This window comes from Microbacterium sp., from assembly GCF_041909575.1.
In the GTDB taxonomy this organism is placed as follows: domain Bacteria; phylum Actinomycetota; class Actinomycetes; order Actinomycetales; family Microbacteriaceae; genus Microbacterium.
On sequence record NZ_JAYRDE010000092.1, the window covers coordinates 1 to 12,083 of the forward strand.

Annotated in this window: 4 protein-coding genes; 3 read left to right on the forward strand and 1 reads right to left on the reverse strand. The window is 73.1% G+C overall.

Features of this window, described 5'->3' with window-relative positions:
• Positions 1-121: 121 nt before the first annotated feature.
• On the reverse strand, positions 122-1,075 hold the full coding sequence (locus tag ACE3O1_RS12040; RefSeq protein ID WP_374315347.1) for an L-lactate dehydrogenase: 954 nt from the start codon (positions 1,073-1,075) through the stop codon (positions 122-124).
• A 135-nt stretch (positions 1,076-1,210) separates the two neighbouring features.
• Between ACE3O1_RS12040 and ACE3O1_RS12045 the strand changes: the two genes are divergently transcribed.
• From ACE3O1_RS12045 to ACE3O1_RS12055, 3 genes are all read left to right on the forward strand, one after another.
• Positions 1,211-2,044: a class II glutamine amidotransferase gene (locus ACE3O1_RS12045; RefSeq protein WP_374315349.1), complete on the forward strand. Its 834-nt coding sequence runs from the start codon at positions 1,211-1,213 to the stop codon at positions 2,042-2,044.
• Positions 2,045-2,258: 214 nt separating this feature from the next.
• The gene (locus tag ACE3O1_RS12050) at positions 2,259-9,107 is read left to right on the forward strand and encodes a DUF6603 domain-containing protein (RefSeq protein WP_374315351.1); all 6,849 of its coding nucleotides are present in this window, start codon (positions 2,259-2,261) and stop codon (positions 9,105-9,107) included.
• Positions 9,107-12,083, forward strand: a 2,977-nt coding sequence (locus ACE3O1_RS12055; protein WP_374315353.1) for a hypothetical protein, incomplete at its 3' end; no start/stop codon positions are given. The genes ACE3O1_RS12050 and ACE3O1_RS12055, both read left to right, overlap by 1 nt.

Consider the following 12,083-nt stretch of genomic DNA (forward strand, 5'->3'; position numbering starts at 1 on the left):
AGCCCGCGCCCGGCCCCGCGCCCGATCCCGCGCCCGCGCCGAGCCCGCGCCCGCGCCCGGCCCCGCGCCCGAGCCCGCGCTCGAGCCCGCGCCCGCGCCCGGGCCCGACCCCGAGCCCGGGTCAGCCGCGCAGCGAGTCCGCGACCTCGCGCAGCGCGCCGGCGGAGCGGTGGAACAGGTCGAGCTCCTTGTCGGCGAACCGGGTCTCGCGGATCGGCACGGCGCCGGCGGCGCTCACCACCGACGGCACCGACAGGGCGACGCCGTCGACGCCGTGGAAGTCGCGCAGCACGGGCGAGACGGGCATGACGGCCCGCTCGTCCTTCAGGATCGCCTCGATGATGCGGGCGCTCGAGAGTCCGATGGCGTAGTTGGTGGCGCCCTTGCCCTGGATCACCTTGTAGGCGGCGTCGCGCACGTCGATCGCGATCTGGTCGAGCTCGTCCACGGTCATGCGGTCGCCCGCGGGGGTCACCCACTCGAGGATCGGCACGGTGCCGATGGTCGCCGCCGACCACAGCGGGAACTCGGTGTCGCCGTGCTCCCCCACGATGTAGGCGTGCACGCTCGAGGTCGAGACCCCGGCGCGCTCGGCGAGCTTCCAGCGCAGGCGGGACGTGTCGAGCACGGTGCCCGAGGCGAAGATGCGCTCCGGCGGCAGGCCTGTCTCCTCCTGCGCGAGCACCGTCAGCACGTCGCACGGATTGGTGACGATGACGTAGATCGCGTCGGGCGCCGCGCTCAGCAGTTGCGGCATCATCTTCCTCATGATCCCGGCGTTGACGCCGGCGAGCTCGATGCGTGTCTGACCGGGGTTCTGCTTCGCTCCGGCCGTGATCACGACGACGTGCGAGCCCTCGACCACCGACAGGTCGCTCCCGCCGATGATGTCGCTCGTGCCGGTGAACTGCGTGCCGTGGGCGAGGTCGAGCACCTCCGCCTCGACCTTCGCGGTCGCGATGTCGTAGAGGGCGACGTGCCGGGCCGATCCGCGGATGAGCGCGGCGTACGCGGCGCTCGATCCGACGCTCCCGGCGCCGACGATGGTGACTTTCGAGTTCTCGATCACGGGCATGCCGCCAGTCTTGCAGTGAGCGGATGCCTCGGGCCAGGCATCCGACCGTGACAATCACCCGCACGGGGCTACGCGCTCGCCGCGGCAGCCGCCCTACGATGAGGCTCGTCCGGGAGTGGGCGTGCGGAGGCGACGATGTGCCGATGGCTGGCGTACACAGGTGAGGCCCTGCAGCCCTCGACCCTCATCCTCGATCCGCAGCACTCGGTCGTCGCGATGTCGCTGAACTCGCCCCTGGGCGCCGAGACGGTGAACGGGGACGGCTTCGGTCTCGGGTGGTATCCGGATGCCGCGCCCGGCGCCGATCCGGCGGTGTTCCGGTCGATCGAGCCGGCCTGGCACGACCAGAACCTGCGCGAGATCAGTCGGGCGGTGCGCTCGCCGCTGTTCTTCGCGCACGTGCGGGCGGCCGCGGGGCCGCCGATCCAGCAGACGAACTGCCATCCGTTCCGCCACGATCGCTGGCTGTTCATGCACAACGGCTCGATCTCGGGATTCTCGACCTACAAGCGCGATCTGGTGCTCGAGGTGGATCCGTCGCTGTATCCGTCGATCCAGGGCACGACCGATTCGGAGGTGCTGTTCAACCTCGCGCTGACCTACGGGCTGATGGACGACCCGGTCGCGGGCGTGGGCGCCGCGATCCGCAAGGTCGAGGAGGCAGGGCGCGCCGCCGGAGTGCAGTTCCCCATGCAGGGCACGATCGCGGTCTCGGACGGCGCGACCGTGTGGGCCTTCCGGTACTCGACGCAGGGGCGTTCGCGCACGCTCTTCCACTCGGCGGATGTGCCGACGCTGCGGCAGATGTATCCGGATGCCGAGAGGCTCGACGCCTTCGGGGACCACGCGCAGGTCGTGGTGTCGGAGCCGCTCAACGACCTGCCCGGCGTGTTCCTCGAAGTGCCGGAGTCGACGGTCGCGGTGCTCGACCCGGACGGGTACCACCACCGGTCGTTCCTCGCGGACTGAGTTCCGCCGCGGCATCCGTCCGCCTCGTCGAGGGCCCCCTTGCGCGCTACGCGTGCCGGGAGGAAGATGTGGCTCGCATCGCAGCGGGGGTTCCGCCGTGCGGGGCTCAGGGCCCGTCGGCGTATGGAGTTGCGACCGTTCCACGGAAGTTCCACACAACGAGCGAGCCTGCGGGCGTCGCTTCTTCGGTGATCCATCCTGCGGAAGGCGCGCTATGAGCCTCTGGGACACGTTGTCCGGCGCGGGCGGCGGTGCGGATCGACTGCGCCCGCTGCTCGAGCAGATGATCGGCCCGGTCACGACCTCGCCCGAGACCGACGAGTTCGGCACGTGGGACGTCACCTCGGTGACGCAGAGCGTGACGGGCATCCCCGGCCTCGATCTCGCCACCGGCGGCCTCGGCGGAGGCGGGTCGCTCCTGCAGCTGCGCGACCCGAACGTCACCGTCGCGGTCGGCGAGCTGCGGGCGCCCGCCTCGGGCTGGCGCGTGGTGATCACGGCGCCGCTCGCGGCGATCCGCGTGCCCGGGCTGGTGGGCGCCAAGCTCGACGCGCAGGGCCAGCTGATCCCCGACCCCGCCTTCCCCGAGGTCACCTTCGTCGTGCCGCAGCTGCGGGTGCGGGTGATGCAGCTGAGCGGGCAGGCCGTCGCGGTGAAGCTGCTGTCGTCCGCGACCAGTTCGGGCGGCGGGACGGAGGACATCTACGAGTTCGTGCGGATGGAGCCGCCCTACGCCCTGATCGGCCCCGGCTCGACGCTCGGGTTCGCCTACCGCACCGCGGTGCTCGATCTCTCGGGCGAGGCCGCCCCCTCGGGCCTGCCGCCCGAGGCGCGGGTGCAGCCCGCCGCGTGGCAAGGGCTCTTCCTGCCGGAGGTGCGCCTCTTCGTCTCCCCCTCGGGACTCGAGGGCGTGGCCGTGAGCGCGGGCGTGCGCAACCTGTGGATCGGGGTCGGCGAGCACCAGGGCGTCACGGGCGTCTTCGAGGCGGAGGTCGTCAACCGCGGCGGCTCGCCGCGCATCCTCGTCAGCTTCCGCGGCGCGGGCGGGCGCTACATCCCCGATCCCGGCATGGGCACCGCGATGCTGCCCGAGAATTCGGAGATCGTCGTCGACACCGAGGGCGGCATCGCCCCCGTCGGCATCACGATCACGGTCGGCTCGGGCGGAGTCGTCACCGACGACCGGGCGCCGGTCACCACACCGGCGACGGGCACGGTGACGATCACGGTGACGGCCGATGACGGAGGGCCCGCTCCCGCGGTGGTGCGCACCATCACGGCCGCGCGCGACACGTCCCCCGCCGGCGGAGCGGGTCCGAGCGGGTCGACGACGGAGGTGCGCCCGACGCAGCGCGGCACCCACGTCATCGTGAAGGAGAGCGAGACCGCTTCGCACGTGACGGTACGCCTCGAGCCGCGGCGCTCCGTCGCCTGGACGTGGAGCGGCGGTGGCTCCACCGGCGAGACGCTGACGGTGCCGGTCGCCGCCGGCGCACCGGTGTCGGTCACGGCGACCATTCCGGCCGGGGTGGCGCAGACGGCCGGATGCTGGTTCCACTTCGATCGCCCGACCGTCGGCCAGCTGCCGCCGGCGCCCGTGCCCGCCCCGGTGCCGCCGCTGACGCCGGAGGAGCAGGTGCGCGAGGATGCGCGGCTGGCGTGGGCGGACAGCAACCCCGACATGCGGGACCGGCCGGCCCCCGGGCGCACGACGAGCGCCCCCGGCGGCTCGGCGTTCGAGGCCGCGATGACCGCCCGCGTCGCGCAGGTGGGGGCGGGGCAGCTCATCACGGTCGACGGGTACGCCTCGCACGAGGACCCGGGCTCGAGTGCTCAGGACACCCACAACCTGGCCCTGTCGCGCCGCCGGATGGAGGCCGCGATCCGGGCGCTGCGCAACGCGGGCTTCACGAACGTGCAGGAGGGGACCCCTCACGGCTCGGCGTTCGCGAACTCGACGGCGACCATCCCCGGACTCATGGACGGCGTCACGCCGCGGCCCGCGCGGGGCGCGTCGTACTGGTGGCTCGCGGTCGCGCGCTGGCAGCCGATGCCGGCGGCCGAGGAGATCTGTCGTGCCGAGATCACCCGCACGGTGCTGCCGCCGGCCCCTCGGACCGACCCGCGCCCGCCGCAGGCGCAGCGCCCCGACTGCTTCCGCAAGATCGGCGTGCGCGTCGAGATCGTGCGCGACACGCTCGTCCGCGCCGAGATCTACGGCGAATTCGACATCGAGACCGCGGCCGAGTCCTCGCTCGCACGACGCGGCGAGAGCCCGCTGCGGTCGGGCGCGCGCAACGCCGGCGACGGGATCTGCCTCTTCCTCGTGCGACTGCGCCTCAGCGAGGACCGCGCCGCGTGGGAGGTCACCGCCGAGTTCCGCGCCGCTGACCAGGACCTCGACGGTCTCGCGATCATGACCGAGGGCGAGGCGAACGCCGACACGCTCAACGTGCTGGGGGCGCTCGCCGTCATGGCGCCGCTCACCGCCAGCGCCGTCGAGCTCTCGCCCGCGGCCGGTGCGATCGTCGCCCTCGGCAGCGTCGCGCTCGGCGCGAGCGATGTGCTCCACACCCACGAGCTGATGCTGCGGGGCGGCGAGCTCGTCGTCTCGAGCGGCATCCTCGGCCCCGACGGGATCACCGCCGCCTCCGATCGAGGCGTGCAGATCAGCATCCTGCTCGACCTCGAGATCGCCTTCAGCTTCGACATCGAACTCGTGCGCGTCGACCCGGCGAAGCCGATCAAGGCGCGGTACAAGGCGATCGGCGTGCGGTCGGAGTGGGGGACGGGCACCACCCCCGGCGGCCTGGAGTACGTGCCGCTGCCGGTCTTCGATCCGAGCCGCGGCTACTCGCTCGACGTGCCGGCGGGCGCCCTCACGGCGACGCCGCCTCTCGACGAGATCCTGCGCATCCTCGGCTTCCGGGTCAGCCGTGACAACCCCACCTACCTCGAGGTCGAGGTCGGGCTCGGCGTGGACCTCGGCATCGTCAGCGTCGACGCCGTGCGCGTGCGCGTGCGGCTCGACGGACCGCCGCTCGACCTGCAGATCACGAAATTGCGGGCGAGCATCGAGATCCCCGGGACCCTCCACGGGTCGGGGTCGCTGGAGTTCACCGAGTTCGGCTTCCGCGGGGCGTTCGACCTCACGGTGACGCCGGTCAACATCCGCGTGGCGGCGGTGCTCGCGGTGGAGCGCGATCCCGCCCGCGGAGTGACCGGTGTGCTGGTCGGCGGTCGCGTCGAGTTCCCGGTGCCCATCCTGCTGGGCAACTCGGGCCTCGGGATCTACGGCTTCATGGGGGGCGTCGGCGTCAATTACCGCCGCGATGAGTCGCCGTTCGCCAGCTCGCTCACCCCCGCACTCGACTGGGTCATGGCCCAGTACCCGCGCACGGGGCAGGTCATGGCACCCGAGGGCTGGACGCTCGAGCCCGGAGCCTTCGCGTTCGCCGCGGGCATCGCCGTCGGCACGGTCGACGGCGGCTTCACCGTCCACCTCGACGGCATCGTGCTCATCGAGCTGCCTGGCCCGCGGCTGCTCCTCATCATGAAGGCCGACGTCCTGAGCCTGCCTCCGGTGTTCGGCAGCAACCAGACGGCGACCTTCCTCGCGGTGCTCGACATCGACTTCGCGGCCGGCAAGATCCTCATCGGCATCGTCGCCGCCTACGAGATCGAGAGCATCCTCACGGTGCGGGTGCCCGTCACGGCCAGCTTCGAGACCGCGAACCCCGAGAACTGGTTCGTCGATCTCGGCCGGTTCCCCGAGGCCGAGCGCGTCACGGTCGCGGTGCTCGACGTCATTCGCGGCAGCGGGTATCTGATGGTGCACGGCAACGGCATCACGCTCGCCACCGATCCCGTCCTGTCCGTGCCGTCGGGATTCGCCGTCGCCACGGGCTTCCATCTCCAGGCCGTGCTCATGGGCAGCAAGTCGGTCGGCCTCTACCTGGAGGTCGCGGCCGGCTTCGACGCGATCCTGGGGCTCGACCCGTTCTACCTCGCCGGACTGATCTACGTGCGGGGCGAGCTGCGGCTGTGGATCGTCGGCATCTCGGCGAGCGCGACGCTGGAGGTCCAGGTCGGCACGCGCGCGAATCCGGACGGCACGATCACGCAGGAGCCGTACGTGCACGGCGAGGTGTGCGGCAGCGTCGACTTCTTCTTCTTCTCGGTCAAGGGATGCGTGAGCCTCACGATCGGCGCGCCCCCGACGCCGACCCCGACGCCGCGCGACCTCGTCGCCGGCGTCTCGCTCATCGCGCGGACCCCGGCGAAGGTCGAGGGCACGGGAGCCGGTGAGGTCATCGACGGCAAGCTCGGCGACGCCGCGCGCTCGGGGACGAGCGAGCCGGTGCCGGTCGTGCCGATCGACGCGATCCCGCTCATCGCCTTCCACACCGCCCCGCAGATGAACGGCGGCCCCGGCGGCACCGAGGTCGAGATCCTCGGCGAACCGCCGGTCAACCTGCCCGCGGGCGGACCGAACTTCTGGACCCGCGTCGGCGACCGCTGGTGGCGCTACCGCGTGAACGCGATCGTGCTCACCGGCGGAGTCGGCCCCGGCGATGCGCCCAGCACGTGGATCAAGCCGCTCGCCGCGACCGGCCCGCACGCCGGCCCGACGCTCGCGCTGCTCGACTGGCTCCCGACCGCCACGCCGACCGCCGTCCCGTACGGCGAGAACCTCGTCGAGACCGTTCGCCATCAGTGGGGCAGCGTCTGCTCGCAGGGCGCCCCGCCGGCCCGCGTGCTGTGGACGTTCCACGACAGCCCCGACGGACCGAGCGACGACGGCTGGCGTCTGACGGGCGTCGCGTGGCCCGATCCTCCCGGCACGGTGCGGACGCAGGCCGCCGACCTCCGCGTGCGTGTCATCGAGCTGTGGCGCATCCGTCCCCGCATCGACCTCGTGCAGGGCACCGCACCGGCGATCGTGATCGGGGATCAGGTGCTCTGCTTCGATCCCGCCGCCGACCCGGTCGATCCGCGCGACCCGTTCGGCCGGTGGGACGGGCTTCCCCCCACCTCGTTCAGCGCGGGCGCATTCGCGAGCGGCGTCTCGCTCGTCGAGGCGACCGAGTACCTGAGCGACGGCGGATCGCTCCACGACCTCGGCGCCGTCGCCCAGCGCAACGGCTGGGAGGCTCAGCCTCCCACCCCGATCGAGGACGGACGGCGAGCGGCGGCGGGTGGCCGGCGGACGAAGAGCGGATGCCGCGGAGCAGTCCTGCGCTCGCCCTACCGCGACCTCGACCAGCCGGCTCCGTGGGGCACCGAGGACGAGCAGCTCCTCGTGAAGGCCGCCTGGGAGGAGACGGGATTCCGTCCGCACGAGCTGGGTGACGCGGTCGCCTTCGTGCGCGACGACGACACGTTCGTGGCCTTCGCCGTGCTGCTGCTCGTCGACGAGCGCGGCCTCAACGACGGAGTCGTCATCCGCTGCGAGAGCGCCGACGGCACGGCGCTCGACGAGCGGCCCGTGACGGGGTCGGACATGCTCGGCGGCGCGCACCGTCTTCCCGACGAGTGGGTCGAGCCCGGGCAGCCGTGGGCGGATCCGGTGTGGCGGGCGGGCGTGATCGCCGGGCGGCTGCGCCAGACCGGACGGCTCCTGCTGCCGGTGTTCGTGCCGCTCAAGGACGTGCCCGACGGCACGGCACGCGTCGTCATCGGCCGTCGCCGGGACGGGCAGAAGCAGTTCAGCGACCCGTTCGTGGTCGTTGCGGCGACCGGATCGTTCGCCAGCGAGCGGGAGCGGTTCGAGTGGGACGAGCTCACGATCGACCGCGACCGGACCGCCCTGTCCAACGCCCTCTCGAAGGGCGCGGACGACGTCGCGCTGCTGCACCCCGGCACGGACTACACCATCGCGGTCACGTGGGAGGCGACGAGCAAGGAGGGCGAGGCGCAGCCGGGCACGGGCGACGACGGCGACGGCTGGGCGCCCGTCGCCGCACCGCAGACGTTCGCGTTCCGCACCGCGGGCACCGCCCCGATCGACCTCGATCCGTGGATCACGAGCACCTCGCCGAGCATGGACGAGATCGGCGTGTTCACGCGCGAGAAGGTGAAGATCGTCTTCGCGACCCAGCGCGTCACAGGCCTCTTCGATGCGTACGGCCGGGAGCTGCGAGTGACGGTGCGCGCAGCATCCGGAGACCATCCCGCTCCTCCCGGCGGCGGCTCTCCGACGGACGGCGTGGTCCTCCCGGTCGACCCCGACGGCGTCATCTCGACGCTCGAGAGCGCGTCGGGCGTGCTCAAGCCGTGGCACACGGCGGTGCTCGAGGTGATCGGCGAGGACGGGCTGGACTGCGTGAACGTCGACGTCGACGCGACCAACGTGTACACCACGACGCTCGAGTACGACTTCGAGCCGCTGACGGACTACCTCGCCGACGTCCACAGCGTAATGAAGGGCACGGGTGCCGATCCGATCCTGGTGCACCGCGTGGGATTCACCACATCGCGCTTCCGCGACACGTCCGACCTCGCGGCGCTCACGTCGGGAGCGGTCGTCGAGCATCGCGCGGTCGCCGACTTCTCGGCCATCACGGCGCTCGCCGACCAGCCGACCGGCGCCGCCGTCGACGACGCCCTGCAGCGCGCGGGCCTCGACGTGGAGCCGGTGCCCGACTGGCCGCGCACGCGCGTGCTGTGGAGCGCGGATGCCACACCCCAGCCGCTCGCGGTGGTCATCGAGGGCAGCGAGCCGCTGTGGCGCACGCGCACCGTCCCGACCTGGGTCCCCGCTCCCCCGGATGCACCGGACCCGAGTCACGGCTACTGGGCCGGTCGCCCCGGCGAGTGGCTCGTGCTGCGCGCCGACGCCACGCCACCGGCTGCCGGCGACCTGCCCCGCGCGACGGTGCAGCGCATCATCTGCGGACCGGGGGGCACGCGCGCAATCGCGATCCTCGGGCCGTCCTCGCGCGGGCGTGAAGCACGGTTCGCCCTGGTGCATCGCGACGTGATGCCCACGACCACGACCGAGACCGCGGTGACCGCCGTGCGCGTCGATCTGCAGCGGGCGCCCTGGGAGGTGGAGGACTGATGGCACGCATCGCCGATCCGTTCCGCATGCGGGCGCAGGCCGTCGAGATCGACTGGACCCGCGTCGCGCGCGAGCGCGAGCAGCTGCTGGGCGAGAAGGTCGACTGGGAGCGGCTCAAGCGCCGGTCCGGCGACGTCCGCGTCGCGTGGGCCTGCTCCGCCGAGCTGGGTGTCCCGCACGGCCCGTTCATGGTCTGGCGGCGCCCGGTCTCGCAGCGCCGCAAGCCCGAGCCGATCGACGCGGAGGTCGTCGGGGTCACCGACGGCCTTCGGCTGAGCTGGGGAGGAGTGGATGCCGGCCGCGTCGTGGTGCGCTGCGCGCCGTCGGATCCCGCTCAGCCGGTCGGCCTCTTCCTCTACCGGCTCGGTCGCGACGGGCTGGCCGGCAGCGTCGGCGCGGCCGCGCAGCGGGTCGCGGCAGGGTCGATCGCGCAGTTCGACCTGCGCACCGGCGGAGCCACGTGGGCGGTGCTCGTCAACGGCCATTCGCCGTCCGTGGCCATCACCACGCTCCACGACATCGTCAACGCCGATGACTGGGAGCCGCTCGAGCTCGTCGGACTTCCCGTCGACGCCGCGCTGGGAGACTACGACACGAGCGATCAGGGCTGGGTGAACGCACTCGAGCGGCCGTTCGACGCCGCCGTGCACCGGCTCACCCGGGGTGCCCCGCCGCTCGGCTGGGACGGCCTGACCCCCGCCGGGGTGCAGGCGCCGCCGTGGGAGGAACCCGATCCGCCGTCGTTGGTAGAGGAAGTCCGCAAGTTCGTGTTCCCCGCGGTCGAGGCCCTCTACGACCCGGGTCTGCCCGAGTTCGGCCAGATGCAGCGGGAGGCGTGGACCTCGACGACCGCGCCGCATATCGACGAGGCGACGACCTCGTCGCTCGACGCGAACGCCGACGTGCGGCCGTGGGCCGTGCTGGGGCTCACGGCGCAGGTCGATCCGTTCCTCAACCTCGCCACCGGCTTCGGCTCGGTCTACGCGGTCGAGCCGCTCGGCGACGACGACCAGATCCCCATCGGCGGCGACGAGCTGCTCATCACGGCGACCTACGCGAACGTGCTCGCACCGGGGGAGCAGGTCGTCGAAGGACAGCCGCTGCCGGGTGGCATGGGGTCCGCCGAGTTCGCCGCCTACGCCCCGCGGGGGGCGCGGCTGACCCAGGTGCCCTCGCCGGCGCAGCTCACCGCGACTCGCGCGGGCATCGTGGAGCCGCGACATCCCGACGAGGCGTGGGGTGAGAGCATCCGCCTCTCCTATCAGCGCGCGCTCGCGTCGGCGATGCTCGGGACACCCACGCAGCAGGCGGCGATCGTCTCCGACGCCGGTGCGCCGGCGGCCGACGCGATCATCGAGCGACGCATTCCGCAGGGCTGGCGCACCGTCGCGATCTCGCCGGATGCGCCTCAGGGCGAACCGGGCTTCGACCGGGCGTCGCTCATGCACGCGCCCGCCGTCATCCCGCTCGGCAGCGGCGGGCGCTCGGTGCGCTACGGGCTGGCCGTCGCCGACGTGTTCGGCGTCTGGTCGCCGTGGCGCGATGTGGCGTACTCGGGCAACGAGCCCGCGCCCGAGCTCCCGGCGATCGTCACGGCGAAGCTCGACACGCGCTATGCCGGTTCGACCGCGGCGCCCACGACGCTCGAGGTCGACGTCGCGACGGAGTGGTCGGAGCGCCGGCCGTCGCGCATCGACGTGCGGGTCGTCTTCCACCCGGTCGCGCCTGCCCCGGCGGTGCCGCCGGTGCTCGACCCGGGAGGCTTCGTGCCGACGGGCGGCTTCGCCCGCGACCTCGCGATCACGTTCGCGGGCGACACGCCCACCGGCGTGGGCTGCACCGTGATCGAGCTCAACGAGGAGGGCACCGCCCCGCTCGGTGGGGCGCCCCGCGGCTCCGGAGCACGCCGCTACCGGATGACGGCGACGGTGCCGACGCTCGACTTCGCCGCCGTGCGCCGCTGGGGCGCGGCGCTGTGGGCCTGCCGTCACCTGCTCGTCGGCCCGACACCCACGCCATTCGGAGCGCGCACCGACATCCAGGCGGCGAGCCCCGTGCCGGTGCATCCGCTGCCCCCGCCCCTGCTGCCGGACGTGCCGCTCGCGAGCCTGCCCGACGCCGCCGGCTGCTCGCACGCCTCGGTGTCGTGGAGCCTCCCCGCCGGGGCAGACGCCCGCACGGCCGTGGTGTGGGAGTGCGCCGAGACCGCGCTCCGCCAGACCGCGGGGCTCACGCCGCAGGCGGACCCCGCCGACACTCCCTCGGAGCGCCTGGTCGCGCTGCGCGCGGCGTACGACGGGCTCACGCCCGACCGGCGGCGCGGCGCGTTCCGCCGTCTCGTCGAGGTGGATGCCGTGGCGGGCACGACCGATGTGACGCTGCCGCGCGGGTCGACCGACATCCACCTCTTCGCCGTCACGATCGTCTCGTCGACCGCGATCGAGTCGCCGTGGCCGCAGGGGCCCGCCGGGACGCAGCCGCACGAGCATCTGCGCGCCGTGATCGCGCCGCGCCTGAGTCGGCCCGAGCCGCCGGTCGTGCGCTCCTCGCCGGTCGCCGTCACGACCGGCACCGAGGTGTTGCTGAAGCTCGAAGCCGCGAGCTCGCTGCCGGTGGAGAGCTTCCGCCTGCTGCGCACGCGCAGCGACCGCGCCGCATTGCGGGCCGACACGATGGGGCCCGCGTTCGCGGAGGCCGTCGCGCAGGTCAAGCTCGACGGCGCCACGCCCGTGCGCGACGCGGTGACCGGGCAGCTCGTATACGTGGCGCGATGGCAGGGCGTGATGCCGCCGGCCTGGCAGCCGTGGCTCGTGCGCGCGATCGCCGTGCCGCGGGCGGTCGAGCCGCAGCGCGCGGTGCGCGGGCTGCACTCCCCGGCCTCGGACGTCGTCTCGGTGCTCGCCGCGCCGGACACCCCGCCGGTGCTCGAGGATCTCACGTTCGCCGAGACCGACGCCGCGCACACCGGACTCGTCG